We start from the raw sequence: 26,856 nt of genomic DNA, 5'->3' as shown, positions 1-26,856 counted from the left end.
GCGTCATGATGAAAGCAAAGCTGGAGACGGAAGTCTCGAAATATATGAGCTATGTTTTGCGTCATGCGCCTGATGCCGCGGGTTTGACGCTTGATAGCGAGGGTTGGGTGTCGTTCGATGAGCTCGAAAAGGTGTTGGCGTCGAAATACGACGTTTCCCGCGCCGATATTATCGAGATTGTCGACAACAATCCAAAGAAGCGCTTCACGCTCGCCGATGGCAGAATTCGCGCAAACCAAGGTCATAGCGTCGATGTCGATCTCGCATTGAACCAGGTTGAACCGCCCGCCGCTCTTTTTCACGGCACGTCTCTGACGAACTGGCACTCGATCGAGCGCGAAGGCTTGAAGAAGATGCAGCGGCACCACGTTCATCTGTCGGCGGATGTCGAAACGGCGAAAATTGTCGCAGCGCGCCGCAAGGGTGAACATATCATCCTGCGTGTGGATGCGGCCCGCATGTTTTCAGAGGGTCATTCTTTCTTTGTCTCCGACAATGGAGTATGGCTCGCCGAAAGCGTTCCAGTTCAATATCTTTCGCGAAACGCAGGGACCCCATGAAATCAGCCGTCGTTCAACTTCCGGGCCTCAACCGTGACCGCGACATGATCGCCGCCCTGACCAAGATCTCCGGCAAGCCGCCGGTGAGGATCTGGCAGACGGAAACCGAGTTCCCCGATGTCGATCTGATCGTCATCCCCGGCGGCTTCTCTTATGGCGATTACCTGCGTTGCGGCGCGATCGCCGCCCGCATGCCGGTCATGCAGGCGATCATCGACAAGGCTGCAAAGGGCGTGAAGGTGCTCGGCGTCTGCAACGGCTTCCAGATCCTCGTCGAGGCCGGCCTCCTGCCCGGCGCGCTGATGCGCAATTCCTCGCTGAAATTCGTCTGCCGTGAGATCAAGCTCGAAGTCGTCAACGCCGAGACGGACTTCACCCGCGCCTACGCGCAGGGCCAGGTCATCCGCTGCCCGGTTGCCCATCACGACGGCAATTATTTCGCCGACGAAGCGACGCTGGCTGCGATCGAAGGCAATGGCCAGGTGGTGTTTCGTTATGCCGAGGGCACCAATCCGAACGGCTCGATCAACGACATCGCCGCTGTCATGAATGAAAAGGGCAACGTGCTCGGCATGATGCCGCATCCCGAAAACCTGATCGAAGCCGCTCATGGCGGCTCGGACGGTCGCGGGCTCTTCGCCTCGGCGCTCGACGTCATCGCCGCCTGAGCCCGCACCTTGCCCAAAAACGCACAGCGGTCTTGGGCAACGGCATGCACCCGAAAATCCTTCCGTCCGGATCTGGAGCAAGATTGATGCGCCCTCGCCTCGCAAACGCCGCCCTGTTGACCGCTGTCGCAGCCATGGTCGCAGCCTGCCAGACGCCGGCGCCGACAGGCCCGAACCGCGCCGCGCTGCCGACCATGGAACGCGTGGCGCTCGGCGCCAATGCCTGCTGGTTCAAATCGGGCGATCCGGCCTTTGCAGCCTATAAGCTCGCGCCGGAGCTCAATTCCTTCTCCGGCCGGCCGCGCATCCTGCTTGTCCACAAGGGCAGCCCGGAAAGCCGGCCGCTGCTCGTCGTTCAGGCCGAAGGAAGCCCGTCGCGCCTGCAGGCCTTCGGTCCAATGATGTCGGAACCGGTCGCCGGCCGCATCACCACCGACGTCAATCGCTGGTCGGCAGGCAGCAAGGCCTGCAGCTGATCGCCCCGATCAGTCCGCAAAGCCCGATCAATCCCAGAAAAACGACTTGCTGATTTCGCGTGCCGCATCCGATTGCGACACCCCGATATCCTTGAGTTCAGCCGCCGTCAGGCCTCTCAGCGCGCGCCGGCCCTCCCGCTTTTGCTGCCAGAGAAGAATGGCGGCCCATATCCGCTTGAGACGCGTCGTCTCCTCGGCAGGCGCGGTCGGCAGGACAATTTGTCTCCTGTCGTCATAAGAGACAATCGGTACAATCGGCATTTTCATTTCGGGTAGGGCAGACATCCCAGAATCCTCTCGGTTCGTCCGTTCGGATTGCCTCTTAGGCTTGACGGGTACAATGTGGCAATATATACAATTGTCACCATGACAAATTGGCTTCCTGATATTTCCCGTGGTTCCGGGCCGGTCTATCTCCGGTTGGCTGATAGCATCGAATCCGCCATATCAAGCGGCGCCCTGCCCGCCGGCAGCAAATTGCCGCCGCAGCGCAACCTCGCCTATGATATCGGCGTGACGATCGGCACGATCGGCCGCGCCTATGCGCTGGTGCACGAGCGCGGCCTCGTCGCCGGCGAGGTCGGGCGTGGCACCTATGTGCTGAACCGCTCCGAGACGCCGCCCGGCGAACAGATCGACCCGCTGACCGTCTCGCTCGGCGGCACCCGCGTCCACGATGCGCCTGCCAACAAGATCCGCTTCGATACGACAGCCGCCCCCGATCTCGGCCAGGGCAAGGTCATCGCTGGTATCCTTGCCGAGATCGGCGAGCAGCATTTCTCCGAGATTTCTTCCTATTCCCGCAATTTCCCGAGCAACTGGTTCGAGGCCGGCCGCCTCTGGCTTGCCCGCAGCGGCTGGATGCCGGAAGCCGAAAACATCGTGCCGACGCTCGGCGCCCATGCGGCGGCGATCTCAGTCATTGCCGCCGTCTCGGCGCCGGGCGACAAGATCGTCTTCGAGCATCTCACCTATACGCAGGTCAGCCGCAGCGCCCGCCTTCTCGGCCGGCGCACGCTGACGGTCGAGTCTGATGAACTGGGCGTCATCCCCGAAGATTTCGAGCGGCTCTGCCAGCAGCAGCACCCGAAGATCGCCTTCCTGATGCCGACTGTCCACAATCCGACGGTGTCGATCATGCCCTATGAGCGGCGCGTGACAATCGCTGCAATCGCCAGGAAACACGGCGTCTGGCTGATCGAGGACGACCTTTATGGCGGCATGTCAGGCGACGATACGCCGCTGCTCGCCTCGCTGGCGCCCGACCGCACTTTCCTCGTCAACGGCCTGTCGAAATCGGTCGCCGCCGGCGTGCGCGGTGGCTGGGTCGCCTGCCCGCCGCATTTTGCTCAGCGCATCAAGGTGACGCACAGGATGATCACCGGCGGCCTGCCCTTCATCCTGGCCGAGACCTGCGCCCGCCTCGTCGAAAGCGGCACGGCACACGAGATCCGAAAGGAAAGCGTCGAAGAACTTTCCAGGCGCGTCCGGCTCGCCCGTGAACAATTGCAGGGCTTCGATTTCCAATCGCACCCGCATGCGCCCTTCCTCTGGCTGAAACTGCCGGAGCCCTGGATGTCGGGCACCTTCAAGAATGCCGCCTTCCGCGACGGCGTGCTCGTCGACGACGAGGACGAGTTCAAGGCGGCGCGCGGCGAGAAAACCTATCATCGCGTTCGCATCGGTTTTTCCTCGCCCAAGACGGGGCAGGAACTGGTCTCCGGCCTGATGATCCTGCGCCGGCTGCTGGAAAACGGCGGCTCCGCCTATGACGGTGAAATATGATCCGTTGATGGCCGAGATCGCCCATTCCTCGAACGCCAATCTCTGCGACGGGCCGAGCGACGGCATGACGCGCGCCGGCTTGCAGGTCGGCTACAAATTCTGAGAGTCCGTTCGACAATTTCAGCGGGTTGGCCGACGGATGATTGAACTGCTCATTACGGCCGTCTGATCAACCATCGGCAGGCGGGAACCGTTCAGTCCCATGTGGGACGAACAGGCTTCAACTCGCCCTGACAAGCCGCCGCGACGCAGTCCGCCAGGCTGCCAAACCGAAGCGCCTTACCCGTCAATCCAGGACCGTAGTGAGCGAACTTCGCGGAATTGGTGATAATTGTATCGACCGATTTTGGGATGACAGGCTCCGCAAGTGTGCACCAGCACGCATCGGTTACGAATTCTACGCCGAAGTCCGACAATTTGCCGACGAGATTCGCAGCGGAAGCCCTTTCGAACGTCGCACGGTTGCAGGTAACCAGAACCTTGACGTCAGGATGTTTCGCCAGGCCTTCGCAGAGCGCGGCCAGCCGCTCGCATTCGTCGAAAGAGAAATGGGGATTGCCCAGCGCGACGAACTCGATGGAATCCACAGACCCGCCGTTGAGTTTCCTCCAGTCCGCAACGACGTCCTTGGGACAGATTTCGTAGCTCGCCTTGATCTTGCTTCCGACAATGCTCTCAAGGCTGTCGGCCTCCGGCGTGACACCGACGATATGGAACATGGGAGAGCCTGATGTCGTCGCAAAACCCGCCCCGAACGCCTTTAGGTCGTCCAGATTCGGCTTCCACGTCTCGAGGCCGATCACGACCGGAATTTCATCTCCGACAAGCTTGCCGATGTGGTAGCCGAGAATGGGGTAGACCATGTCATCCCGCGACACGAAGCCCGACACATTGACCACGAGGCTGGCGCGCCTGTTGTCGGCGATATGCGGCCCGGTCAGCGGCGCGCGCCCGGTAAGAGCGATGCACAGATCCAGGTAATCGGGATACTTGGCAGTGCGAGCACCCAGAACGCTGTTTGCGAATACGACGGCGTTCGACTCCGCCCAGGCCACCTGCTCACCCTGCCTGGGTGCCGACGACAGCTGGTAGGGCGCGCAGGTGAACGTCTTTTGTGCTCCCATGGAGGCGTAGGCCTCACCCAATTCGGATGCGGGTCCGGCGACGTCGGGAGACACGCCCTGCTCCCGCCAACGCATCTGGTCCACCGATATCGCGTTCAGGGTCGTCGGAACGGCAACCCTACCCTCCCAGTCCCGCATACGTTTCGCGAATTCCAGACTGGTCGGCCCGGTGTAGATGCAGCCATCGATATGGACCTGGGAGATATCGATGAGTTCCGTCGCTCCCTGAATTTCAGCCATGCGCGTCGTGGCCCTCATTGCCACCTGCACGGCCTTGCCCATTTCCCCGTTCAAAGCCGACCGATCCCTCGATGTCAGCGCTATCGAATTTCCATAGGTGCGATCGGCGGCATCGAAACCGGGGGCGGTTTCGATCCGGCTCGCGATGACCTTGTCGCCGATGAGGGTGACTTCAGGGATAGAGTGCAGCTCGGCGAAGTCGTCTTCGGAGAGCTGGACAACGGGGATCGATCGGCCGAACACTTCCTCAGCGACGATCACTCCGAGCGACAGTATTTCCTCCTGGCGCGAGACCACGATGCCGGCGGGAGCGTGCCCGTTCATGATCAGCTCCATGAGCACGCTGCTGCCCGTACACGAGCCGCGTCCGCCGGGGATGGCGAGAATCTTTCCTGTCAGGACCTGTGTCGACAGGGGATGGTGGCGGTCGATGACTTCTCCGGTTCGGGAGTCGACGCCGCCCCAGAAGCTGAGCGCCGTGTCGCTGAATACGATCGACCCCGTAGCGAAGCCAGCCACAAGCGCGCGCCCGGCAAACACCTTTTCGTCTGCCTGTTGTTGTATATCCGGCATTGTATCTCGATACCATCAACCAAGGAGAAAAGTTCCCTATAGGAAACATCAGCGGCACGCAAAAGCTGAGGCCGGAACCTTGCCCCGTGCTATCGATCGAGAATCAAAAGCAAGTTGTCAAATAGACTCTGAGAAGCGGCCGCCCGTACCGGGCCGAAGAAGTCGCCCGCCCTCTGTTGACGGCGGGCATTTTCCTGTCGCGCGCCGTCCCTACATAGGTTAAAGAGCGGAAAACGCGCAACGGCAGGGACTTTCGAGAGCTCATGACTATTCCAAACACCATCCCGATCACGCCGGAACTCATCGCGAGCCATGGCCTGAAGCCGGACGAATACCAGCGCATTCTGGATCTGATCGGCCGCGAACCGACTTTCACGGAGCTCGGTATCTTCTCGGCCATGTGGAACGAGCACTGCTCCTACAAATCCTCGAAGAAGTGGCTGCGCACGCTGCCGACCAAGGGGCCACGCGTCATCCAGGGCCCGGGCGAAAATGCCGGCGTGGTCGACATCGATGACGGCGATTGCGTCGTCTTCAAGATGGAGAGCCACAACCACCCCTCCTATATCGAGCCCTATCAGGGGGCTGCGACCGGCGTCGGCGGCATCCTGCGCGACGTCTTCACCATGGGTGCGCGCCCGATCGCCGCGATGAACGCGCTGCGCTTCGGCGAGCCGGATCATCCGAAGACCCGCCACCTCGTCTCCGGCGTCGTCTCCGGCGTCGGCGGCTATGGCAATTCCTTCGGCGTGCCGACGGTCGGCGGCGAGGTCGAATTCGACGCCCGCTACAACGGCAACATCCTCGTCAACGCCTTTGCCGCTGGCATTGCGAAATCCAATGCCATCTTCCTCTCGGAAGCCAAGGGCGTCGGCCTTCCGGTCGTCTATCTCGGCGCCAAGACCGGCCGCGACGGCGTCGGCGGCGCGACGATGGCGTCGGCCGAATTCGACGAATCGATCGAGGAGAAACGTCCGACCGTTCAGGTCGGCGACCCCTTCACCGAAAAGTGCCTGCTGGAAGCCTGCCTTGAGCTGATGAAAACCGGCGCCGTCATCGCCATCCAGGACATGGGTGCGGCCGGCCTCACCTGCTCCGCCGTCGAAATGGGCGCCAAGGGCGATCTCGGCATCCTGCTCGAGCTCGACAAGGTGCCGGTCCGCGAAGAGCGGATGACCGCCTACGAGATGATGCTGTCGGAAAGCCAGGAGCGCATGCTCATGGTGCTGCAGCCGGAGAAGGAAGAGGAAGCCAAGGCGATCTTCGTCAAGTGGGGCCTCGATTTCGCTATTGTCGGCAAGACGACCGACGACCTGCGCTTCCGCGTCGTGCACCAGGGCGAGGAAGTCGCCAACCTTCCAATCAAGGATCTCGGTGACCAGGCGCCGGAATATGATCGCCCCTGGCGCGAATCCGGCAAGCATGCCCCCCTGCCCGCCAATCTCGTTGCCGCACCCGAAGATTACGGCCAGGCGCTGTTGCAACTCGTCGGCTCCGCCAACCAGTCGAGCCGCCGCTGGGTCTATGAGCAATATGACACGCTGATCCAAGGCAATTCGTTGCAGTTGCCGGGCGGCGATGCCGGCGTGGTGCGCGTCGACGGCCATCCCTCCAAGGCGCTCGCCTTCTCCTCCGACGTCACCCCGCGTTATGTCGAGGCAGACCCCTTCGAAGGCGGCAAGCAGGCGGTCGCCGAATGCTGGCGCAACATCACCGCAACAGGCGCGGAGCCGCTCGCCGCCACCGACAATCTGAACTTCGGCAATCCCGAAAAGCCCGAGATCATGGGCCAGTTCGTCGAGGCGGTGAAAGGCATCGGCGAAGCTTGCCGCGCGCTCGACTTCCCGATCGTTTCCGGCAACGTCTCGCTCTACAACGAGACCAACGGCGTCGCCATCCTGCCGACCCCGACGATCGCAGGCGTCGGCCTGCTGCCGGATTGGAGCAAGATGGCCCGTATCGGCGCTGCCAGCGATGGCGATAAGGTGATCATGATCGGCGTCGACGGCAGCCATCTCGGCCAGTCGGTCTATCTGCGCGACGTGCTTTCCAGCCGCGAAGGTCCCGCGCCGGAGGTCGATCTGTTTGCCGAGCGCCGCAATGGCGATTTCGTCCGCTCCGTCATCCGCAACGGCCAGGCAACCGCCTGCCACGACATCTCCTCGGGTGGCCTTGCCGTGGCGCTCGCTGAAATGGCGATGGCCTCGGGCAAAGGCCTGACGATTGATCTGAGCGAAGGCAGGGACGCGCCGCATGCGCTGCTCTTCGGCGAGGATCAGGCGCGCTACGTCCTGACCTTGCCTGCCGATGTCGCCGATTTCGTCTGCGTCAATGCAGAAGGCGGCGGCGTTCCCTTCCGCCGTCTCGGCACGGTCGGAGGAACGGCGCTCGTCGTCGGCGATCTCATCTCGCTGCCGATTCAGCAATTGCGCGATGCCCATGAATCGTGGTTCCCTGATTTCATGGAAGGCCGCGGCGAACTTGCCGCTGCGGAATGATGCGCAAGGAGTAACGACCATGGCCATGAAACCCGGCGATATCGAAGACATGATCAAGGCTGGGATTCCCGGTGCCAAGGTGACGATCCGCGATCTGGCGGGCGACGGCGATCACTACGCCGCCGAAGTCGTTGCCGAAGCCTTCCGCGGCAAGAGCCGCGTGCAACAGCACCAGATGGTCTACGAAGCGCTGAAGGGCAATATGGGCGGCGTACTGCACGCTCTGGCCCTGCAGACCTCGGCGCCGGAATAAAGCCCGACGCAATCTGGATGGACGATGCCCGGCCCTCAGCCGGGCATTCTCTTTTCATCGGGACTGGCAAAGACCGAGGCCGGCATCGGCCCCGCGGTCATCAGCGTGAAATCAAACGACGCCTTTAGGTCCGGGCCAAGCACATATTGCCGGTGGACGCGTAGCTGGTCCTTGCGGATCTTGCGGTAGTGTTCGCGCGTCAGCATCTGCTTGACGCGGATCAGAATCATCTTCGCCTCAGGCGCATCCCGATGGCAAGAGACGGCGACGACAGGCACTTTGTAGAAATTGATCGAATCCGTCAGGCACTGCACGTCGAGCCAGGAAATCTCTGGGCAGCGGGCGATCAGCCCGACGCGGGCGCGAAGCAGTGTCGCCGATGACATCAACGCACATTGCAGAATGGCACTGCCGAGTGTGGCAAACACCACGCGCTTGCCCTTGAAGATCTCCGGCTCCCTCTCCAGCAATATGCCGATGACATGGGCGGCGACGCTCGATCCCATGCTGTGCGAGGAGATCACATATTCGTCCGCCTCTTCGTCAAGCGCCTTGCGCACGGCAGTGGCCCGCTCTTCCAGCCAGTCGTTGAAATCTTTCCGGTCCATACGGCCTAGCGCCACGGCCATTGCCCAATCGGCGAAGAGATGCAGCGTATGGAAGCGTTCGGAAAACGGCAGGAAGGCGAAGATGAAGAAACAGAGCGCCAGCGGCGCGCTCCAGAGCATGTGCCACGGCGAAAAGCCGAGACCATAGGGCATGATGGCGATCTGCGCCGTCAGCGCGATCGCCAGCGCCGTCAGCAGGAACGGGAAGAGGAAGAACAGGCCGAAGCGCCAGGCGTGGCGGAAATATCCCCGCATGCCTCCTTCGAGCATGATCTCGGCGCAGCTTCGGAAGCCTGCAATGATCTGGCTCAGCGTGTTGCCGCTGCGCAGTCTACGCACCAAGGTATCGTGATCGACCATGTGGATCCGGCTCTTCGTCTGCCAGCCGGGGGAACCGGCCCCTGCCTCCGGCGCTGTGGCCTTCTCACCCGTCGTGACCACGAAACTGACCGGATCACTCCCCTCGTCCGCTGCCCCTGTCTCAACCGAATAGCCCCAGACGGCGGCACTCTGCCTGGCCGAACGCTCGTAGCGTGCCCTGTGGGCAACGCCGTCGAGCGGCTCGAAGCCCGTGAAATGCAGGACGACCCGCTTCTCGATCAGTTTCATTCCACTCTTCCGGCCGGACGAATGGCCGGCATGTTGGTGCGATCCGGCTGCTGCGCCACTGATAGGGCAAAAAAGCAGCTATGGTCTCGAAGCCGTCTTGCTAACCGAACTCTTCCGGAATTCAATAGTATCCATGTCGTTTCCATCACGAACGGAGGGGTTTTGTGGCCGACCTAGTCAAAGAATTGATATCAGGCGTCGTCGACAGCGTGCTGAAGGAGATCCTGAAGAAAACCACCGGCCGCGCCACGACGAAGCGCAAGAGGCGTAAGACACACCCCGCCGCGACGACGACAGCTGCGCGCAAGGCGACCTCGGCCAAACCCAAGCCTCCCCGGAAACAAGTCAGCAAGCGCCGCACCGCCGCCGGCCGCAGCCGTCAGCGACGTAGCTAAGGTACGATGAAATGTGAGCGTTCGGACGAATTCTGCTCCGCTGCAGCGCCGCTGCGTCTTTTGAGGCGCGCAAAGGAAGCTGTAGCGCTTTGATGTGCAGTAGCGCGACGGCAACAGCCCCGGCAACGGCCCGCCGGAATTGGTATTTTTTTGGTTCGGGCGGCTGGAATTCCTGCTGTCGCATGCTATCTAAAGGCAACGATTGAAACGGTGGGCCTTTAACCCACCTGTTGAAAGGATTAGGTCCCATGAGCGGCATTCACGAATTCATCGACAACGAAATCAAGAGCAACGACGTCGTCCTCTTCATGAAGGGCACGCCGCAGTTTCCGCAGTGCGGTTTCTCCGGCCAGGTCGTGCAGATTCTCGATTACATCGGCGTCGACTACAAAGGCGTCAACGTGCTCGCCGATTCGGAAATCCGCCAGGGCATCAAGGAATATTCCAACTGGCCGACAATCCCGCAGCTCTACGTAAAGGGCGAGTTCGTCGGCGGCTGTGACATCGTCCGGGAAATGTTCCAGGCTGGTGAACTGCAGCAGCATCTCCAGGAAAACGGCATCGCGGTGCGCGCCGCCTCTTGACCGGTCACCGGGCGTCCGCCCGGTTTCCAAATCTGTATCTTGAGTCCGAGGCGCTGCGGCAAGCAGCGCCTTAGCCTGTTTATGGGAATTTCATTGTGACAGATTCATCACAAGCCGTGTCCGCGGGCCGCCTGCCCATGGGCAAGCGAGAATTTATCGCGCTCGCCGCCTTCCTGATGGCCGTCAACTCTCTGGCGATCGACATCATGCTGCCGGCCTTGCAGCAGATCGGCGCGAGCCTCGGCGTCGAGAGCGAAAATCACCGGCAATTCGTCGTCTCCACCTATCTGCTCGGCTTCGGCTGTGCCCAGCTGTTCTACGGGCCGCTCTCTGACCGTTTCGGTCGCCGCACGCCGCTTTTGATCGGTCTCGTCATCTATATCCTGTCCGCCATCAGTATCGTCTTCGTGCCGACCTTTGCAGGGTTGCTCGCCCTGCGCTTCGTCCAGGGCGTCGGTTCGGCAGCAACCCGCGTCATCACCGTCTCCATCGTTCGCGACATCTATGGCGGCCGGCAGATGGCCGAAGTCATGTCGCTGATCATGATGGTCTTCATGATCGTACCGGTCATTGCGCCCGGCACCGGCCAGATCGTCATGTTCTTCGGCAACTGGCACCTGATCTTCCTCTTCATCGCCACCATGGCGACTGGTATTGCCGTCTGGGCCTATCTCCGCCTGCCGGAAACACTGCATCCCGCCAATGTCCGTCCCTTCACCGCCCGCTCGATCTTCGGCGCCTTCAAGCTGGTGCTGACCAATCGCGTCGCGCTCTGCTACACCATCGCCAGCACCTTCATCTTTGGCGCGCTGTTCGGCTTCATCAATTCGGCCCAGCAGGTCTATGTCGGCATTTACGATCTCGGCGTCTATTTCCCCTTCGCCTTCGCCGGCGTGGCGATCTTCATGTCGCTGTCGTCCTTCTTCAATTCACGCTTTGTCGGCAAGCTCGGCATGCGCCGCCTGTCGCACGGCTCGCTGCTCGGCTTCGTCGCCATCAACGCCATCTGGCTGATCGTCCAGATGGCGAGCACTGAGCCGATGCCCTTCGCGCTGTTCATCTCCTTCTTCGGCCTTGCCATGTTCCAGTTCGGCTGGATCGGCTCAAACTTCAATTCGCTCGCCATGGAGCCGCTCGGCCACGTCGCCGGCACCGCCTCCTCGGTCCTCGGCTTCATGAGCACGGTCGGCGGCGCCCTCATCGGCGCCGGCATCGGCCAGGCCTTCGACGGCACCGCGCTGCCGATGGTCGCGGGTTATTTCTTTGTGTCGATCATTGGCCTTGTCTTTGTGCTGATCGCCGAGAAGGGCCGCCTCTTCCAACAGCAGAACCCGGCCGTCTGAACGGCCGGCCTCCCTCGCATCCGGGATCTCAATAACATGACGCCGCCGCATAAACCGCACCAGGAAAACCAGGGCTCCCGCCGCATCGGCATGGGCTTTGGCGAATTCGTCGTCACCATCGCCATCATGACCGCCAGCGTTGCCATGGCAATCGACAGCATGCTGCCGGCTTTGCCCAATATCGGCCATTCTCTCGGCGTCACCAATACCAACGACGCGCAGCTGATCATCGGCGTGTTCTTCTTGGGATTCGGCGTCTCGCAGATCTTCTTCGGCAGCCTTTCGGATACGTTCGGCCGCCGCAACATCCTGCTCGGCGGCCTCGCCTGCTACGTTGTCGGAATGTTTGCCGCCGCAGCAACCGGCAGCTTCGAAATGCTGCTCGTCATGCGCTTCGTTCAGGGCGTGGGCGGTGCTGCTGTGCGCATAACGACCATGGCCATGGTACGCGACTGCTTCGGTGGCCGCGAAATGGCCCGTGTCATGTCCTATGTGATGATCGTCTTCATGATCGTGCCGATCGTTGCCCCCTCCGTCGGCCAACTCATCATCCTTTATGCCAACTGGCACTGGATCTTCATCCTGCTCGGCATCATCGCCACCATCCTGTTCGTCTGGGCTCTCCTGCGGCTGAAGGAATCGTTGCCGCCGGAAGAGCGGCTGCCGCTGTCGGTCGGCTCTGTCGTCGATGGCTTCAGGACCGTGCTCACAAACCGCATCACCTGCGGCTATATGATCGGCCTCACCATGTTCACCGGCGTCATCAGCGCTTATGTGATCTCGGTGCAGCAGGTGTTCGGCGAGGTCTATGGCCTTGGCGACTGGCTACCGATCGCCTTTGCGGCCACCGCCGGCGGCATCGCCGTCGCCAATTTCGCCAACGGCTTCTTCGTGCGCAAATTCGGTATGCGCCGCATCTCGCACGCCGCCCTGCTGATCTTCACGGCGCTGTCGGCTATCGGCTTTTTCCATTCGCTGGCCGGCAAGCCGGATTTCGCCATCGCCTACGGCATCTTCACCGTCGTGCTGATGATGTTTGCCCTGATCGCCACCAATTTCACCGCCATCAGCCTCGAGCCGATGGGCAATCTCGCCGGCACGGCCACCGCCATCACCGGCTTCGTCTCGACGACGGCCGGCGCCATCCTCGGCGGCCTGGTCGGCCAGATGTTCAATGGCACGGTGCAGCCGCTCTTCGGCGGCTTCGCGCTCTTCGGCGCGGTGACGATCGCAGCCACCCTCTGGGCCGAAAACGGCAAGCTCTTCACCCACCCCGGCGACAGCCCGCAGCTCGATCCGGGTGCTGCTCACTTCTGAAATGGGAAATCTGCCGGAGCGGTTGGTCCCCGGCAGCATTGCATTAGATGGCAAACTCGGCACGTTCCTAAATCTGGATGCCCCCTGGAAGAAGGAGCCTGGTTTTGGATGCAGAATATCAACGTCTCCCCCCGCCATTGCAGGGTGAGATATTTCAAGTCAAACCAGATACCGGCACTGGCGTTGTTGTACTCGGCGGCTCCAGTGGCCGGGTCGATGTGGCCCGCGCCAGGTTGTTTGCGAGCCAAGGCACAACGGCAATCGCTCTTCGCTGGTTCAGCGGCGAAGGTCAGGTGCCAGGCATTTGCGAGGTGCCGCTGGAAACCTTCTTCGCTGCCACTGATTATTTGGTCGAACTCGGTTGTAAACGCATCGTCCTGGTGGGGACATCGAAAGGCGCCGAAGCTGCGCTGCTCACAGCGGTATACGATCCGCGCATCAGCGCGGTCGTGGCAATAAGCCCTTCTTCAGTCGTCTGGGGAAATATTGGTCCGGGGCTTGATGGCATCAGCTGGCCCGAGCGCTCGTCGTGGACATTGCGAGGTACACCGCTTCCTTTTGTTTCGTCAGACCCAGAATGGGTGCGGGAATACAGAGACGGGTTGATCGCCTATAGGGATCTGTTCGAAAGATGTCTCGATATGCACGAGTCTGAGATCGACGCAGCGGCTATCCCTTTGGAGAAAACGAATGCCGAAATTCTGCTCGTAGCAGGATGCGACGACGCGCTCTGGCCATCAAACAAATTTGCCGTGTCACTTGTTCGGAGGCGCGCAGCTTCGGGCTTACTCACCCAGCTTGTCTTGGGAGAAGATGCGGGCCATCGCATTCTGCTGCCGGGCGAAACGACTCCTCGATCATCGCTGCGCGCTCATGGTGGAAGTGACGAGGCCGACGCCCAATTGGGACGACTCGCGTGGGAACATATTCTTGAGATGCTATAGCGTGAGCGCTGCAGTGATTTGATCGATGGTTCAATCCATCGGATTGGCGCGGCAGTGCGCGAAAGGCACCCTCGATGGACGACCGAATTCTGATCAGGCCTTACGCGCCAGGCGACGTGGACGCGACGATTGAAATTTTTCTGCGCGCCATTCGAGAGGTCGCGTCGAAAGACTACTCACCCGCTGAAATACAGGCTTGGGCAAAGGTGGAAGATCGCGAACTATGGGCAGAGCGAAGGATAAGCAGGCCTGCCTGGATCGCAGAATTTGACGGACAGCCTGTCGGGTTTTCCGACCTGACCGGCGACGGATGCCTGGACATGATGTTTGTGCACCCCGAGTTCCAGGGGCTTGGAATCGCAAGTCGGCTGTTGAGCAGGGTCGAAGACGAAGCCCTGAAACTGGGGGTTAGCCGAATCTATGCCGAAGCCAGCCGAACGGCCCGACCGTTTTTTGAGCGCAAAGGCTTCCGCGTCATAACGCAGCAAATCGTCGAGAAGCGTCGGCAAGGCCTGGAAAACTTTCTCATGGAAAAGCTCTACCAGTAATATGCGGCAGGTCGAGCGGTTGTTCAGACCGTGAACACCTCACGCCGCAGCACCTCCCAGGAGGCCTTGTCGGGGGTAATCAGCAGCCCGCCATCGAGATGATGCGGCAGGTAGGGCGAGCCGTCGAAGCGCGCCGCATAGGCGCCTGCCTCCTGCGAGATCAGCGTGCCGGCAAGGTGATCCCAGGGCATCAGCTTGTTGTACATGAGGTAATGCACATGCCCGCCGGCAAAGGTGCGGTATTCGTGGGCGGCGCAGCGGTAATTGGTGAGGAAGCGCACCTTGGCGAGATTGCCGAGCACCTCGGCGCGCTTCTCCTTTGGCAGGTAGCCGGTCGAGGCCATGCCGACCATGTGCTCCAGTTCGACCGGAGCTGCGACCGACAGCCGCTCGGCGCCGCCATCCGGCCGCCGCAGCCAGGCGCCGCCGCCCTTTTCGGCCATCACCCAGTCGTCGCCCATCGGATCGTAGATGATACCGGCAACCGTCTCGCCGGCGGAGATAACGGACGCCATGACCCCGAAGGCCGGGATGCCGGCGGCGAAATTGAAGGTGCCGTCGACCGGATCGACGACGATCGCGAGATCGGCATGTTCGAGGCTGCGGAGCAAATCAGGATCGGCCGCAACCGATTCCTCGCCGAGGAACAGTGCGCTCGGCCAGAGTTGCGCAGCTTCCGCCTTGATCATCCGCTCGGCCTGCTCATCGGCCTCGGTGACGAGATCGGTGGCCTCGCTCTTGGCGCGCACGTCGTCCTGACCAAGCCGGCGGAAGCGCGGCAGGATCTCTGCCCTCGCCGCGCGGCGCAGCAGATCGGCCAGAACGGTCACGTCGACAGTCGAAGTCATGTCAAATCCTCACGCTTAGGTCTCTCAGGAGAAGCCTGAATCAGATGCCGACGATCTCGCGCCGAATGAGCTGCCAGCTCTCCCGGTCGGGCGCAGAAATGATGCCACCCGTCGTCTCGCCGGGGCGATAGGGCGTGCCGTCGAATTTCGCCGTATGACCGCCGGCCTCCTGATGCGCGAGCACGCCGGCCAGGTGATCCCAGGGCATCAGCTTCGCATGGCCGATGAAATGCATCTTGCCGGAGGCGACCATCCAATATTCGTAGGCTGAGCAGTTGAAGGCGAAGGTCATCCGGATCTTCGCCATGTTGGCGCAGATACGCGCGCGATCCGGTTCGTCCATGTGGCTCCATGACAGGCCGCCGACCATCTGGTTCAGGCTAGCGGGCTCGGCGACCTTCAGCTTTGTCGACTGCCCGTCCCGACGCGTCAGAAAGGCGCCGGCCCCCCTGATCGCGGTCACTGTGTCGCCGAGAACGGGATCGTGAATGATGCCGGCGACCGTTTCGCCCCTCACGGTCACCGCCAACATGGTCCCGAAGACAGGAAGCCCGGCGGCGAAATTGAACGTCCCGTCGACAGGGTCGATGACGAAGGCGAGCTCGGCATCGGCAAGTGCCGGCACGACGGACCGGTCGGCGTCATAAGCCTCCTCGCCGACGACCAGTGCTGCGGGAAAGCGCTCTCTCAGCGCCGCGGTGATCCGGTGTTCGGCAAGCAGGTCAGCCTGCGTCACCAGATCGATTGCCGAAGTCTTCTCCGAAACATCGGCAGCGCCGAGATTGCGGAAACGCGGCATGATTTCGGCGCGCGCCGTCTCCCGGACGCAATCGCCGAGAAAGAGAATATCCTGGTCTGAAATAATCATGCGAAATCCTGCCTTCATTCAATAGCCAGCCTGCATAGCCGGCCTTTCATGAAGGATCGGTGACACCAAGGGTGGAAAAGTCGAAGAGTTTCGGGTCGAGCAGATGCGACGGGTTCACATGCGAAAGCGCCCGCAGCATTGTATCCTTGCGGCCCGGCATCCGCCGCTCGATATCGGCGAGCATGTCCTTCATCGCATTGCGCTGCAGCCCGTCCTGCGAGCCGCAGAGATCGCATGGGATGATCGGAAACTGCATGGCGACAGCAAACTTCGCGAGGTCGTCCTCGGCAGCATAGGCGAGCGGCCGAAGCACCATCAGATCGCCCTCGTCGTTCAGAAGCTTCGCCGGCATCGAGGCGAGCCGGCCGCCGTGGAAGAAATTCATGAAGAAGGTTTCGAGAATGTCCTCGCGGTGATGACCGAGCACCAGCGCATCGCAACCCTCTTCCCGCGCGACGCGGTAGAGATTGCCGCGCCGCAGCCGCGAACAGAGCGAACAATAGGTGGCGCCTTCGGGCACTTTCTCCTTCACGATCGAATAGGTGTCGCGATATTCGATCCGGTGGCGGACGCCGATCTTGGTGAGATAATCCGGCAGCACGTGCTTCGGAAAATTCGGCTGTCCCTGATCGAGATTGCAGGCGATGAGTTCGACCGGCAGCAGGCCGCGCCATTTGAGATCGAGCAGCAGCGCCAGCAGCCCGTAAGAATCCTTGCCACCGGAAAGGCCGACCAGCCAGCGCTTCTGGCCCTTCAGCATGTCGAAATCGTCGAAGGCCTGGCGCACCTGCCGGAGCAGGCGTTTACGCAGCTTGTTGAAGGAGACGGAACGCGGCGCATCGGCAAACAGCGCATGGCCGCTGGTGTCGGCTTCGCCGGTTTCCAAATCATCGGCGATGTTGGCTGCGATATTCATTGCTTCGTCCTACAGAAATTCCACATTTGCTCTAGCAGAAACCCGCCTGGCAACACAGCGTCAATCGCCGAAAACCGACCAGCCGGTACGCGCTGCAAGCATCTCCAATGCCGCAGCGCCGAGCTGTGAATTGCCGACCTTGTTCAGCCCCGGCGACCACACCGCGATAGAAGCAATGCCCGGCGCCACCGCGAAGATGCCGCCGCCGACACCGCTCTTGCCGGGCAGGCCGACATGATAGGCGAAGTCACCCGAGCCATCGTAATGGCCGCAGGTCAGCATCAGCGCATTGATGCGACGCGCCCGCTTGGGCGAGACCACCGAATGGCCGGTCGTCGGATTGCTGCCGCGCGCCGCCAGGAACAGCCCGGCGCGGGCCAGCTGCTCGCAGCTCATCGATAGCGCGCATTGATGGAAATAAACGCCGAGCACGTGGTCGACGGGATGGTCGAGCTTGCGGTAGGCGCGCATGAAGTTGGCAAGCGCGAAATTGCGGTATCCCGTCTGCGTTTCCGAGCGCGCCACCTTGTCGTCGATGGTGATCGACTCGTCATCGGCGAGATAACGCACGAAGCGCAGCAGCTCGCCGATTGCCTCGCGCGGCGCATGGCCGGCCATGACGACGTCGCTGACGGCGATCGCACCGGCATTGATAAAGGGGTTGCGGGGGATGCCGCTCTCGTGCTCGAGCTGGACGATCGAATTGAAAGCCGATCCGGAGGGTTCGCGCCCGACGCGCTTCCACAGCCCCTCGCCGACCTTGCCGAGCGCCAGCGTCAACATGAAGACCTTCGATATGCTCTGAATCGAGAAGGCGGTGTCGGCATCGCCGACGCGATAGACTTTCCCGTCGACGGTGACGATCGCCATGCCGAACTGCTTCGGGTCGACCTTGGCGAGCTCGGGAATATAGTCCGCGACCTTGCCCTCGCCGATCCGCGGCTGGATATCGGCGTAGATGCTATCGAGGGTCGCCTGCAAATCTGCCATTGCTTCTCTCCAGATCGCAAAAAAGCCGCTCGAAAGAGCGGCTTTCCGTATACCGGCGCATGCTGTTGTCTCGCAATCGGTTCGACTGCGAGACGAATGCATTAACGCGAGTAGAATTCGACGACCAGGTGCGGTTCCATGACGACCGGGAACGGAACGTCGCTGAGAGTCGGAACGCGGCCGAAGGTTGCGACCATCTTGTGGTGATCGACTTCGATGTAGTCGGGAACGTCGCGCTCTGCGAGGCTGACTGCTTCCAGAACGATCACCAGCTGCTTCGACTTTTCGCGAACTTCGATGACGTCGCCAGCCTTGCAACGGTAAGAACCGATGTTGACGCGCACACCGTTGACGGTGACGTGGCCATGGTTGACGAACTGACGGGCAGCAAAGACCGTCGGAACGAACTTGGCGCGATAGACGATCGCGTCGAGGCGCGATTCCAAGAGGCCGATCAGATTTTCAGAGGTGTCGCCCTTGCGGCGGTCGGCTTCGGCGAAGATCGCGCGGAACTGCTTTTCGCGCAGGTCACCGTAGTAGCCCTTGAGCTTCTGCTTGGCGCGCAGCTGCACACCGAAGTCCGAAAGCTTGCCCTTGCGGCGCTGGCCGTGCTGGCCCGGGCCGTATTCGCGGCGGTTCACCGGGGACTTCGGACGGCCCCAGATGTTCTCGCCCATACGGCGGTCAATTTTGTACTTGGACGATTCGCGCTTGCTCATCGTATTTCCTTTCAAAGGTTTATGACGGTTTGTTGCCAAACCGCACGAAGGAAACACGCCCTCCTCTGATCTCTGCCGAGATCTGACAGGATGTTCCGGTTAGCGAACAGGAACGATCCACGGGACATGTCAAATGAAACACCGGACATTGCTGCCCGGTGCTTGCGGCGGTCTTTAGAGGGCCGTCATGAAAATGTCAACAGCGGCAAACCCCGAAAGCGCCACTATTCCGCCGCCAGCGCTTGGTCCCCGCCAGCATCAGGTGCGTTGGCGTCGCCCGGCACCGTCTGGCAGTCTATGTCCGGGAAAGCGACGATCCGCTTGCCGGAAAAATCGGCGTGCACGACGACGATGCCCTGCTCCTCGAAATAGCCGAGCAGACGCCGTGCGCGGCGGGCGGAATGGGTGCCGTAGGCGCGGGCGATGCGGGCGTCCGACGGGCACGGCTCGCCGCAGACGGCAGCCTTGGCGAGCATCAGGAAGACGCCCTGCAGGTCGTCGGTGACACCTGATGACAGCGACAGCGCCGTCGCCCAGGCATCGGTCGCGGCGGTTGCCGCATCGACGCCGGAACGCGAGATCGCCACGCGCCGGCGGAAATCCGGCAGCGCGATCGGCGGTCCCGGCACGCGGCGCATGCGGAGCCTTACCAGAAAATCCTGGTAGAGCACCGAATCGGTACGGAAGGCGGAGGTGGGATCGTCGAGGATTTCGGCAAGTACGCCGGCAAGGCGCTCCTCCCGCTCCTCGGCGGAGACTTCCACCTGGCTCGCCCTCGCCTCGGCAGGTGCTGCCGATGCCGCCGGCGTCGAGCGCGAGAGTTCGGCCAGAATATCGGTCGTCGGCCGCGGCGCCGGCGGGGCGCGGCGCACCAGCGGGCGCTGGAATTCCTCCGGATCGGGCGTGAAGATCAGATCCTCGACATCCTGAGGCGCATCCGGCAGCGGCATCAGCTTCGGGCTGGAAGAGCGCGCCGAGGTCTCCACCGCGCCGATCTGGATCGGCAGCGGCCGGCGCGATAGCGCCGGTCCGAGAGCGACGAAATTGCCGCGCTTCAGGTCGCGGAACATCTCGGCCTGGCGCCGGTCCATGCCGAGCAGGTCGGCAGCACGCGCCATGTCGATATCGAGAAAGGTGCGGCCCATCAGGAAGTTCGAGGCCTCGGCGGCGACGTTCTTGGCGAGCTTGGCAAGCCGCTGCGTCGCGATCACGCCGGCAAGGCCGCGTTTGCGCCCGCGGCACATCAGGTTGGTCATTGCGCCGAGCGACATCTTGCGCGCATCTTCCGAGACGTCGCCGCCGACCGACGGCGCAAACATCTGCGCCTCGTCGACCACGACGAGAACCGGATACCAGTATTCGCGATCGGCATCGAACATGCCGTTGAGGAAGGCGGCGGCAGCGCGCATCTGGTCTTCGAGATCGAGGCCTTCGAGCGTCAGCACGCAGGAAACGCGATGCTGACGAATGCGGTTGGCGATGCCGGCAAGCTCAGCCTCGGTCCGCTCGCCGTCGACCACGACATGGCCGAACCTGTCGCTAAGCGTGACGAAATCACCCTCGGGATCGATGATGACCTGTTGCACCCATTGCGCCGACTGTTCGAGCAGGCGGCGCAGCAGATGCGACTTGCCCGATCCGGAATTGCCCTGCACGAGCAGACGGGTCGCCAGCAGCTCCTCGATATCGAGCGTCGCCGGGCTGCCGGACGCCAATCCCATATCGATACCAACCTGCAATGCTGATCCTCGCGGCGAAAAGACTCACATGAACGAAACGCCATTCTTCCGAAACGGCAGCGCCCCGTCTATCAAAGAATGCATCGTCTTTCAGGACCGGATTTCACCAACCCACAGGACAATTCCCCTAAGACAATTCCGGCCGTTGAAACGATCGTCACGCCCTCAACCCGAACCCCTGCATCAGCCGCCGCGTCGCAAAATCCGGATTGCCCGAGGTGAACACCGCGAAGTCGAACTTGTCGGGATGCACGGCATTGGCCACCTGCGGCACCAACGCGCGGGCACGGCGCGCGATCGCCTCGGCTGGATCCAGCCAATCGACCGGCCAGGGCGCAAGTCGCCGGAATAGGTTCGCCATGAAGGGGTAATGCGTGCAGGCCAGTACGACGATATCGGCCTTTCGTCCGCGCTTCTCGACGAAGCATTGATCGATTTCGGCAAGCACGGCCTCATCGGAGACGGTCTCGCCGCGGATAAGGCTTCACACTGCCTCGCGCTCGACGAGGTCGCCCGCCATGTCCTTCTGCGTCGGAATCAGCAAACGTGTGCAGAGCAGACTGACGAAAAGCGGTACCAGCAAGACCGCAAGCCCCGCGCGCAAGCCCAAGAGTTCGCCGAGAAAGCCGATGATCGGCGGCCCGATGAGAAAACCGGTCAGGGCTGCGAAGGAGAGCGTCGCAACGCTTGAAGCGGGCGGGCGGTCAGGCAGCGAAGCGACGGCCGTCACCGCAAGCGGAAACCCGACCGAGACGCCGACACCGACTGCGGCAAAGCCGAGTAGCGCAAGCGGCGTCGCCGGTGCAAGGAGAACGACGAGCATGCCGGCAAGCGAGGCGATGCCGCAGCCACGGGCAATGGCAACCGCGCCGAAACGGCCTTTCATGTAATCACCGCTGAAGCGCCCCGCCGCAACCATGAAAGCGAAAACTGAATAACCGAGGCCGGTTTGCGCGCCTTCTGCATTCATGACATCGCGGAGATAGACCGCCGACCAATCGGCGATCGCACCTTCGGTCATCGTCACGCCGAAGACGAAGGCGCAGATCCCGAGCAGAGCAAGACTGGGCAGCTTGAAGCCGGTCATTGCCTGCGAATTCTCCGCATGGTGACTTTCCGGCAATTTCGGCAGGCGCAGGCTGGCAATCAGCGCAGCCGGCAGGATGACGATCGCCGTGATCAGGATCGACCAGTGCGGCGAAAGCCCGATGGCTATGGCACCAACGCCGATCAGGCTGCCGGCCATGATGCCGAAGCTCCAGAAGCCGTGGCAGCGGCTCATGATGATCAGCCCCGTCGCCTTCTCCGTCACATCGGCCTCGACATTCATGCCGAGTTCCACCGTCGAAAGCGCGACCCCAACGACAATCAAGGCGAAGAATAGAAGCATGGCGCTGGGCGCGAAGGCTGGAAGCGAAACCACGGCAAGAAAGAAGATGAAACCATAGATGATCGCCATGCGCCCGCCGATGCGCGAGACGAGGCGGCCGGCAAACGGCAGGGTGATCAGCGTGCCGATCGGCAATCCCAGAAGTGCGACGGCGAGATCGGCGGTGCCGAGTTCAAGCTTCGCCTGGATATCAGGAATGCGCGGCAACCAGGCGCCAAAGGCTATCGGCTGCAGAAAGAAGATCAGCATGACAAGTCTTTGCAGCGGCACGGCGCATCCCTTTATGTCTTGAGCGGCAAACACCCGCCCGCGATTCCCCACAGAGATGTTGCGCGATGACATCCGTGAAATAAAGCGCGCAGTGCCTTATCGCGTGCTGAGACCGAAACCCTGCATCAGTCGGCGCGTCGCAAAATCGGGATTGCCGGATGTAAAGACGGCAAAGTCGAAATTATCGGGGTGAACGGCATCGGCGATCTGCGGAACGAGTGTGCGCGCCCGCCGGGCAATGGCTTCTGCCGGATCCAGCCAGTCCACCGGCCAAGGCGCCAGTCTGCGAAATAGATTGGCCATGAAGGGATAATGTGTACAGGCAAGCACGACGATATCGGTCTTTTGTCCGTCCTTCTCGACGAAACATTGGTCGATCTCGGTCAGCACCGCCTCATCGGAAACCACGTCACCCCGGATATAGGCCTCCGCCATGCGCGCCAGGTTTTCCGAGCCGACGAGCCGCACATGACATTGCTGCGCAAAGGACTGGATGAGATCGCGCGTATAGGCGCGCTTGACCGTACCGGGGGTGGCAAGCACCGAAACGAGGCCGGAGCGCGTACGCTCGGCGGCAGGCTTGATGGCCGGCACCGTGCCGACGAAGGTCATCTGCGGAAAGGCGGCGCGCAGATCCGCACCGACGAGCGTGAAGGCCGTGTTGCAGGCGATGACGCAGACTTCCGGGTCGTGCTCTTCGAGCAGCCGGCCGAAGAGGCCGATCACCCGCTCCTTCAGCGCCTGTTCCTCCCAGCCGCCATAGGGAAAGCCGGCATCGTCGGCCACATAGATGAAGCCGCGTTCCGGCATTAGCACGCGCGCCTCGCGCAAGACGGTCAGCCCGCCAATGCCGGAATCGAAGACGAGGACGGGTTTCAGCTCATGCGTCGGCGCTGTCATCGGGCGGTGTTTCCTTGGCCGCTGTCGGGAACCGGCCGCCGCGCGGGCTCTTGCGCGAGAAGCGGTCGAGGGAGGAGATGACGCCGCGCAGCACGCTGATTTCCTGCTCCGTGAAGGCCCGGCGAGATAGAACGGCACGGAGATTGTCGACCATTTTTGGTTTTTTCCCGGCAGGGTGGAAATAACCGCGCGCATCGAGCGCCTCCTCCAGCTGGTCGAACAGGCCGAACAGCTGTTCCTTGGTCGAGGGCGTCTGCCCCATCGCCTGGAAGGGCACGGCGCCGAGATCCTCCATGCCGGACTTCATCCATTCATAGGACATCAGCAGCACGGCCTGGGCGATGTTCAGCGAAGCAAAGGCCGGATTGACGGGAAAGGTGACGATCTCGTCGGCAAGCGCCACCTCCTCGTTGGTCAGCCCCCAGCGCTCGCGCCCGAAGAGGATGCCGGTGCCCTCGCCGGCGCGAAACCTCGCCCGAAGCGTTTCGGCGGCAATGACGGGCGAACGAACCGGCTTATAACCGTCGCGCTCGCGCGCCGTCGTCGCATAGACGAAGTTGAGGTCAGCGACCGCCTGCTCCAGCGTATCGTAGACCTTGGTCGCCTCGATCACGTGATCGGCCTTGGAGGCGGTCGCCAGGGCTTTCTCGTTCGGCCAGCCATCGCGCGGATTGACGAGGCGCAGTTCAGCAAGGCCGAAATTCGCCATGGCACGCGCCACCATGCCGATATTCTCACCCATCTGCGGCTCGACCAGAATGATGGCCGGCCCTTCGGCCAGAAGTTGACGCTCGCTGTTCGTGCCTGCCATGACCTTATCCCTGTTTCGAGCGCGCAATAACCTCGCCCGGTGCAAACGGCAAGACATCAGCCTGCGGATAGAGCCTTTCCAGCGCCGAACCGATCATTTCGAGCCCCAGTCTGGCGCCCTCGCGCGACAGCGGCAGATGCCGTCCTGTCGTCCGCGACGCCTTGCGCTCGATGAAGAAACAGGTCGAGCCTTGCGCGGCCGCATCCTTCATCAGCGCCAGATCCGCCGCGATCAGCCTCTTCAGCTCGTCGGCCTCGGCCGGCGCTGTGGAACTCTTCGCCAGGATGCGCGCCCAGTAGGTGCAGGACAGGAAGATCGCCAGCGTCTGGCGGATCTGGCCCGGACGCGTCACCACCGACCAGGACGAGCCGAGCGGCTTGGCGGCCACCGTCACGTCGCGGTAGCAGGCATCGATCTTCTGCGACAGAGCGATCAGCTCGAAGCCGCTCTTGCCCTCACCGATCGCGTTCAGCAGGTCCTCCAGCGCCTGGAACCAGCGGGCAAGTGCAGCATCGAGCGCACCCCGCGTACGGGCCGGAAAGACCAGGAAGGCGACCGCCGTTCCGGCCACCGCGCCGATCACGGTCTCGCCGATGCGCAGCTGCAGCAGGTCGAGCGTCAGCACCCCGGTCATGCCGTATACCAGGCAGAGCACGATCGAGATGAAGAAGGTCATCGTCGCATAGGAAACCTGCAGGAAATAGAAGGCGAGGAAAATGCAGACGGCCGCAACCGGAATGGCGATCGCCAGCTGCCCCGAAATCAGCGTCGCCAGCAGGAGGCCGATGGCGATCCCGAACACCGTGCCGAGCGAGCGCGACAGCGCCTTCATCGCCGTGTCGCCGCGCGAATTGGTATTGGTGAAGACGAGGAAGGCGGCCAGCACCGCCCAGAACCAGCGTTCGCGCGACAGAAGCAGACCGAAGCCCATGGCAAGCGCCGAGGCGAGCGTGATCTGCAGCGCCGACCGCAGCAGCGGATTGGCAAAGGAAAAGTCGATCTTTTCAGACTGCGCAGTGTCCTTGACGGCATCGATGCCGGCAAAGCCGGAGGCCTGCCCCTCGCCGATCGCCTGCGTTAGCTGCTGCCGCGCCTCGCCGAGCCAGAGAAGCGCCCGCACGGTTTCGCCTTGCGGCTCGTCCCTGATGGCTTCCGCCATGGCGCTATAGGGTGCAAGTTCGGCTGCATCCGCCTCGATCACCGCATGGACGAGTGCGAAGGGCGGCGGGCTCTGGAAGCTCAGCACGATCGCGCTCTCAGCAGCAAGATGCGCATCGAAGAGCCGGATCGCCAGCTCTGCGGCGGGATCGGCGGTGGCATCGAAAACCCCGCCGGCCGGCCTTGGAATGAAGGTTTCGGCCATCAGCACCACTTCCTTCAGCCGATCTTCCAGCTGACGCAGCTCCTGCCTGTCGGCTTCGCCGATCTCGGCGCCACCGGCAAGGGCGGCGAGCTTGAAGAGGATCTGGTTGATCCGGCCGCGCACGCTTTCGAGCGAGCGCAGCAGGTCGCGCCGCCAATCGTCCGGCAGGAGCACAGCTCTCACCAAATGCCCGAAGAGCACCGAAACAACGGGGCCGATCGCCACATCAGGCAGCTCGGCAAGAGAAGGCCGGAAATAAGACCCCATGAAATAGGAGGTGAAGGCGAACATGCCGATCGCAAAACCGCGCGGCCCGAATACGCGGCCCGCCGATGCGAGCGCGATCACCACCAGGAAGACGAGATCGGAGAGAAAACGGCGATCCTCGAGGCCCGCCGCGATGGCGACGACGCCGAGGCTTGCGACGCAACCGAAAAGCCGCGTCACCAGTTGTCGCGTATTGCCCTTGTCGCGAACCGCCACCCCACCCTCGATCGACAGCACGATGCCAAGACCGAAAGCCGCCGTCGGCAACGGCACGATGAACATCTGGATGGCGAGGAGGACCAAAAAGGAGAAAACGATCGTCAGCGTCACCCGCGAAGCCATGCGCAGGCGCGAAAGCGCCGGATCGTTGGCAAGCAGCCAGTCGCGGAACTGAAAACCGGAAAACAAATGCAAGAGCCCCTCATGCCGCCCAGGGATCAACAGATACCGCCGCAAGAGCGGAAATCAAACCGCCCGAGTTCGAATCCCGATGCTCTTGAATGTTACGCGCCTATTGGCCCTTGGCAATCAGCGCCATCGTCGCCTTCAGGGAATCGCGGGCCTGCGTCTCGATATTCTCGGTGACGATATCGTCGATTACGGGCTGGCCTGCCTCCTCGATCACTTCGAAGCGAACGGTCGTAGTGTCCTTGGCGTCGGGCGCATCCGTGCAGGCGGATTTCCGGAAGCGCACGGTCACCTCGGTCGTCCCATTGACCGTAGGCGCTGCCGCCATCGTCAGATCCTCAAGCGGGCATGCATCCTGGCCGTTGACGATGACGTCGTAGTCGAAGGGCGATATGCCGTCGTCGTCGACAGCGGGAAATTGCGCCGCCGCCTGGTATTTCGCGACGAAATCGCGGCTGTAGAGACGGCCGAGCCGGGAGGCGTCGAAGATGTCGGTCCAGTCGCTGTTATTGTCGGCCCAGTTGCTCTTGGTCGCCTCCATGATCTCCTTCACCGGAGCAATGAAGTCGGCGGCGTGACCGATACCAGAAAAGGCGATAAGGCTTGCGATAACAACGGCGATTGTCTTCATGGTCGAATGTCCGGGGGCGGCAGTTGAGGCGGACACTAGCTAATTTCCGGCGCTTGGCAATGGCGGCAAAAACGCATTGTCGAGCCCCTTGCAGCTTTGCGTTCCCTGATCACAATGCTATAGCGCTCCTCATCACATCACCCACCCGGGACGCCGGTCCCCATTGAAGCTCGAACGAGGCAGATACATGAACAAGATCAAGGTCGCCAAT

General features: G+C 62.0%; 26 protein-coding genes and 2 pseudogenes. 13 read left to right on the top strand and 15 right to left on the bottom strand.

Annotation, left to right across the window (positions count from 1 at the left end; genetic code table 11):
- The first annotated feature begins 5 nt into the window (after positions 1 to 5).
- The 3 genes from C3Y91_RS18110 to C3Y91_RS18100 all read left to right on the top strand — a co-directional run bounded on the left by C3Y91_RS18110 (position 6) and on the right by C3Y91_RS18100 (position 1,704).
- Positions 6 to 560, top strand: coding sequence for an RNA 2'-phosphotransferase (locus C3Y91_RS18110; protein WP_018072258.1), 555 nt, complete (start codon positions 6 to 8; stop codon positions 558 to 560).
- Positions 557 to 1,228, top strand: a complete 672-nt coding sequence (gene purQ / locus C3Y91_RS18105; RefSeq protein ID WP_024321813.1) for a phosphoribosylformylglycinamidine synthase subunit PurQ — start codon at positions 557 to 559, stop codon at positions 1,226 to 1,228. Before C3Y91_RS18110 ends, purQ begins: the two co-directional genes overlap by 4 nt.
- Before the next feature lie 86 nt (positions 1,229 to 1,314).
- Positions 1,315 to 1,704: a hypothetical protein gene (locus C3Y91_RS18100; RefSeq protein WP_018072260.1), complete on the top strand. Its 390-nt coding sequence runs from the start codon at positions 1,315 to 1,317 to the stop codon at positions 1,702 to 1,704.
- 27 nt (positions 1,705 to 1,731) lie between these two features.
- On the opposite strand, the gene C3Y91_RS18095 is transcribed toward C3Y91_RS18100, so the two are convergent.
- The gene (locus tag C3Y91_RS18095) at positions 1,732 to 1,989 is read right to left on the bottom strand and encodes a DUF1127 domain-containing protein (RefSeq protein WP_018072261.1); all 258 of its coding nucleotides are present in this window, start codon (positions 1,987 to 1,989) and stop codon (positions 1,732 to 1,734) included.
- An 81-nt stretch (positions 1,990 to 2,070) separates the two neighbouring features.
- On the opposite strand from C3Y91_RS18095, the gene C3Y91_RS18090 reads away from it, so the two are divergent.
- Together C3Y91_RS18090 and C3Y91_RS18085 are read left to right on the top strand one after the other, a co-directional pair.
- Positions 2,071 to 3,489: an aminotransferase-like domain-containing protein gene (locus tag C3Y91_RS18090; RefSeq protein WP_018072262.1), complete on the top strand. Its 1,419-nt coding sequence runs from the start codon at positions 2,071 to 2,073 to the stop codon at positions 3,487 to 3,489.
- A gap of 4 nt (positions 3,490 to 3,493) precedes the next feature.
- A pseudogene (locus tag C3Y91_RS18085) lies at positions 3,494 to 3,592 on the top strand (acyloxyacyl hydrolase); the annotation flags it as partial.
- Between the two features lie 91 nt (positions 3,593 to 3,683).
- Here C3Y91_RS18085 and lhpI read toward each other — a convergent pair.
- The gene (lhpI, locus tag C3Y91_RS18080; protein WP_024321814.1) at positions 3,684 to 5,426 is read right to left on the bottom strand and encodes a cis-3-hydroxy-L-proline dehydratase; all 1,743 of its coding nucleotides are present in this window, start codon (positions 5,424 to 5,426) and stop codon (positions 3,684 to 3,686) included.
- 263 nt (positions 5,427 to 5,689) lie between these two features.
- Between lhpI and purL the strand changes: the two genes are divergently transcribed.
- Both purL and C3Y91_RS18070 read left to right on the top strand, forming a co-directional pair.
- The gene (gene purL / locus C3Y91_RS18075) at positions 5,690 to 7,924 is read left to right on the top strand and encodes a phosphoribosylformylglycinamidine synthase subunit PurL (protein WP_168575655.1); all 2,235 of its coding nucleotides are present in this window, start codon (positions 5,690 to 5,692) and stop codon (positions 7,922 to 7,924) included.
- A gap of 19 nt (positions 7,925 to 7,943) precedes the next feature.
- Positions 7,944 to 8,177 carry a BolA/IbaG family iron-sulfur metabolism protein gene (locus C3Y91_RS18070; protein WP_003540079.1) on the top strand — a complete coding sequence of 78 codons (234 nt, stop codon included), beginning with the start codon at positions 7,944 to 7,946 and terminating at the stop codon, positions 8,175 to 8,177.
- A 35-nt stretch (positions 8,178 to 8,212) separates the two neighbouring features.
- Here C3Y91_RS18070 and C3Y91_RS18065 read toward each other — a convergent pair whose 3' ends face one another.
- Entirely contained in the window at positions 8,213 to 9,394 is a 1,182-nt protein-coding gene (locus C3Y91_RS18065; protein WP_018072266.1) for a hypothetical protein, read from the bottom strand.
- Between the two features lie 164 nt (positions 9,395 to 9,558).
- Between C3Y91_RS18065 and C3Y91_RS18060 the strand changes: the two genes are divergently transcribed.
- From C3Y91_RS18060 to C3Y91_RS18035, 6 genes are all read left to right on the top strand, one after another.
- Positions 9,559 to 9,789 carry a hypothetical protein gene (locus C3Y91_RS18060; RefSeq protein ID WP_018072267.1) on the top strand — a complete coding sequence of 77 codons (231 nt, stop codon included), beginning with the start codon at positions 9,559 to 9,561 and terminating at the stop codon, positions 9,787 to 9,789.
- A gap of 248 nt (positions 9,790 to 10,037) precedes the next feature.
- Entirely contained in the window at positions 10,038 to 10,373 is a 336-nt protein-coding gene (gene grxD / locus C3Y91_RS18055) for a Grx4 family monothiol glutaredoxin (RefSeq protein ID WP_018072268.1), read from the top strand.
- A 137-nt stretch (positions 10,374 to 10,510) separates the two neighbouring features.
- Complete coding sequence (locus tag C3Y91_RS18050; protein WP_032989250.1) at positions 10,511 to 11,716, top strand: multidrug effflux MFS transporter; 1,206 nt, start codon at positions 10,511 to 10,513, stop codon at positions 11,714 to 11,716.
- Between the two features lie 36 nt (positions 11,717 to 11,752).
- Positions 11,753 to 13,033, top strand: coding sequence for a multidrug effflux MFS transporter (locus C3Y91_RS18045; RefSeq protein WP_024321817.1), 1,281 nt, complete (start codon positions 11,753 to 11,755; stop codon positions 13,031 to 13,033).
- A 77-nt stretch (positions 13,034 to 13,110) separates the two neighbouring features.
- Positions 13,111 to 13,977: an alpha/beta hydrolase gene (locus C3Y91_RS18040; protein ID WP_075225543.1), complete on the top strand. Its 867-nt coding sequence runs from the start codon at positions 13,111 to 13,113 to the stop codon at positions 13,975 to 13,977.
- Positions 13,978 to 14,051: 74 nt separating this feature from the next.
- Positions 14,052 to 14,525 (top strand): GNAT family N-acetyltransferase, encoded by a 474-nt coding sequence (locus C3Y91_RS18035; protein WP_024321819.1) that lies wholly within the window; start codon positions 14,052 to 14,054, stop codon positions 14,523 to 14,525.
- A 23-nt stretch (positions 14,526 to 14,548) separates the two neighbouring features.
- Here C3Y91_RS18035 and C3Y91_RS18030 read toward each other — a convergent pair whose 3' ends face one another.
- From C3Y91_RS18030 to C3Y91_RS17975, 12 genes and pseudogenes are all read right to left on the bottom strand, one after another.
- The gene (locus tag C3Y91_RS18030; RefSeq protein ID WP_024321820.1) at positions 14,549 to 15,373 is read right to left on the bottom strand and encodes an inositol monophosphatase family protein; all 825 of its coding nucleotides are present in this window, start codon (positions 15,371 to 15,373) and stop codon (positions 14,549 to 14,551) included.
- A 40-nt stretch (positions 15,374 to 15,413) separates the two neighbouring features.
- Entirely contained in the window at positions 15,414 to 16,241 is an 828-nt protein-coding gene (locus tag C3Y91_RS18025) for an inositol monophosphatase family protein (RefSeq protein ID WP_024321821.1), read from the bottom strand.
- Between the two features lie 46 nt (positions 16,242 to 16,287).
- Positions 16,288 to 17,157 carry a tRNA 2-thiocytidine(32) synthetase TtcA gene (gene ttcA, locus C3Y91_RS18020; protein WP_075225544.1) on the bottom strand — a complete coding sequence of 290 codons (870 nt, stop codon included), beginning with the start codon at positions 17,155 to 17,157 and terminating at the stop codon, positions 16,288 to 16,290.
- Between the two features lie 60 nt (positions 17,158 to 17,217).
- Complete coding sequence (locus C3Y91_RS18015; protein ID WP_168575654.1) at positions 17,218 to 18,147, bottom strand: glutaminase; 930 nt, start codon at positions 18,145 to 18,147, stop codon at positions 17,218 to 17,220.
- 101 nt (positions 18,148 to 18,248) lie between these two features.
- Positions 18,249 to 18,866 (bottom strand): 30S ribosomal protein S4, encoded by a 618-nt coding sequence (rpsD, locus tag C3Y91_RS18010; RefSeq protein ID WP_018072277.1) that lies wholly within the window; start codon positions 18,864 to 18,866, stop codon positions 18,249 to 18,251.
- A 224-nt stretch (positions 18,867 to 19,090) separates the two neighbouring features.
- Complete coding sequence (locus C3Y91_RS18005; RefSeq protein WP_024321823.1) at positions 19,091 to 20,605, bottom strand: helicase HerA domain-containing protein; 1,515 nt, start codon at positions 20,603 to 20,605, stop codon at positions 19,091 to 19,093.
- A gap of 157 nt (positions 20,606 to 20,762) precedes the next feature.
- Positions 20,763 to 21,083: pseudogene (locus tag C3Y91_RS18000) on the bottom strand (aspartate/glutamate racemase family protein); the annotation flags it as partial.
- A gap of 6 nt (positions 21,084 to 21,089) precedes the next feature.
- Positions 21,090 to 22,337, bottom strand: coding sequence for an MFS transporter (locus C3Y91_RS17995; protein ID WP_029768121.1), 1,248 nt, complete (start codon positions 22,335 to 22,337; stop codon positions 21,090 to 21,092).
- Between the two features lie 24 nt (positions 22,338 to 22,361).
- Positions 22,362 to 23,165 (bottom strand): glutamate racemase, encoded by an 804-nt coding sequence (murI, locus tag C3Y91_RS17990; protein WP_018492939.1) that lies wholly within the window; start codon positions 23,163 to 23,165, stop codon positions 22,362 to 22,364.
- A complete protein-coding gene (locus tag C3Y91_RS17985) occupies positions 23,146 to 23,976 on the bottom strand; it encodes an RNA methyltransferase (RefSeq protein WP_018483700.1) in 831 nt (276 codons plus the stop codon). The genes murI and C3Y91_RS17985 overlap by 20 nt, the downstream gene beginning before the upstream one ends.
- Before the next feature lie 4 nt (positions 23,977 to 23,980).
- Positions 23,981 to 26,020, bottom strand: a complete 2,040-nt coding sequence (locus C3Y91_RS17980; RefSeq protein WP_168575653.1) for an FUSC family protein — start codon at positions 26,018 to 26,020, stop codon at positions 23,981 to 23,983.
- A 97-nt stretch (positions 26,021 to 26,117) separates the two neighbouring features.
- Entirely contained in the window at positions 26,118 to 26,645 is a 528-nt protein-coding gene (locus C3Y91_RS17975; RefSeq protein ID WP_018072283.1) for a hypothetical protein, read from the bottom strand.
- Positions 26,646 to 26,856 lie beyond the last annotated feature (211 nt).

This window comes from Rhizobium ruizarguesonis, from assembly GCF_012349115.1.
In the GTDB taxonomy this organism is placed as follows: domain Bacteria; phylum Pseudomonadota; class Alphaproteobacteria; order Rhizobiales; family Rhizobiaceae; genus Rhizobium; species Rhizobium ruizarguesonis.
This window is presented reverse-complemented; position numbering and strand designations above follow the sequence as displayed.

Bases quoted from the DNA above. Each gene is read 5' to 3' on its own strand.
- C3Y91_RS18110 (WP_018072258.1), top strand. From the start codon at position 6: ATGATGAAAGCAAAGCTGGAGACGGAAGTCTCGAAATATATGAGCTAT.
- purQ (WP_024321813.1), top strand. From the start codon at position 557: ATGAAATCAGCCGTCGTTCAACTTCCGGGCCTCAACCGTGACCGCGAC.
- C3Y91_RS18100 (WP_018072260.1), top strand. From the start codon at position 1,315: ATGCGCCCTCGCCTCGCAAACGCCGCCCTGTTGACCGCTGTCGCAGCC.
- C3Y91_RS18095 (WP_018072261.1), bottom strand. From the start codon at position 1,989: ATGTCTGCCCTACCCGAAATGAAAATGCCGATTGTACCGATTGTCTCT.
- C3Y91_RS18090 (WP_018072262.1), top strand. From the start codon at position 2,071: ATGACAAATTGGCTTCCTGATATTTCCCGTGGTTCCGGGCCGGTCTAT.
- lhpI (WP_024321814.1), bottom strand. From the start codon at position 5,426: ATGCCGGATATACAACAACAGGCAGACGAAAAGGTGTTTGCCGGGCGC.
- purL (WP_168575655.1), top strand. From the start codon at position 5,690: ATGACTATTCCAAACACCATCCCGATCACGCCGGAACTCATCGCGAGC.
- C3Y91_RS18070 (WP_003540079.1), top strand. From the start codon at position 7,944: ATGGCCATGAAACCCGGCGATATCGAAGACATGATCAAGGCTGGGATT.
- C3Y91_RS18065 (WP_018072266.1), bottom strand. From the start codon at position 9,394: ATGAAACTGATCGAGAAGCGGGTCGTCCTGCATTTCACGGGCTTCGAG.
- grxD (WP_018072268.1), top strand. From the start codon at position 10,038: ATGAGCGGCATTCACGAATTCATCGACAACGAAATCAAGAGCAACGAC.
- C3Y91_RS18050 (WP_032989250.1), top strand. From the start codon at position 10,511: ATGGGCAAGCGAGAATTTATCGCGCTCGCCGCCTTCCTGATGGCCGTC.
- C3Y91_RS18045 (WP_024321817.1), top strand. From the start codon at position 11,753: ATGACGCCGCCGCATAAACCGCACCAGGAAAACCAGGGCTCCCGCCGC.
- C3Y91_RS18040 (WP_075225543.1), top strand. From the start codon at position 13,111: ATGCCCCCTGGAAGAAGGAGCCTGGTTTTGGATGCAGAATATCAACGT.
- C3Y91_RS18035 (WP_024321819.1), top strand. From the start codon at position 14,052: ATGGACGACCGAATTCTGATCAGGCCTTACGCGCCAGGCGACGTGGAC.
- C3Y91_RS18030 (WP_024321820.1), bottom strand. From the start codon at position 15,373: ATGACTTCGACTGTCGACGTGACCGTTCTGGCCGATCTGCTGCGCCGC.
- C3Y91_RS18025 (WP_024321821.1), bottom strand. From the start codon at position 16,241: ATGATTATTTCAGACCAGGATATTCTCTTTCTCGGCGATTGCGTCCGG.
- ttcA (WP_075225544.1), bottom strand. From the start codon at position 17,157: ATGAATATCGCAGCCAACATCGCCGATGATTTGGAAACCGGCGAAGCC.
- C3Y91_RS18015 (WP_168575654.1), bottom strand. From the start codon at position 18,147: ATGGCAGATTTGCAGGCGACCCTCGATAGCATCTACGCCGATATCCAG.
- rpsD (WP_018072277.1), bottom strand. From the start codon at position 18,866: ATGAGCAAGCGCGAATCGTCCAAGTACAAAATTGACCGCCGTATGGGC.
- C3Y91_RS17995 (WP_029768121.1), bottom strand. From the start codon at position 22,337: ATGTCATCGCGCAACATCTCTGTGGGGAATCGCGGGCGGGTGTTTGCC.
- murI (WP_018492939.1), bottom strand. From the start codon at position 23,165: ATGACAGCGCCGACGCATGAGCTGAAACCCGTCCTCGTCTTCGATTCC.
- C3Y91_RS17985 (WP_018483700.1), bottom strand. From the start codon at position 23,976: ATGGCAGGCACGAACAGCGAGCGTCAACTTCTGGCCGAAGGGCCGGCC.
- C3Y91_RS17975 (WP_018072283.1), bottom strand. From the start codon at position 26,645: ATGAAGACAATCGCCGTTGTTATCGCAAGCCTTATCGCCTTTTCTGGT.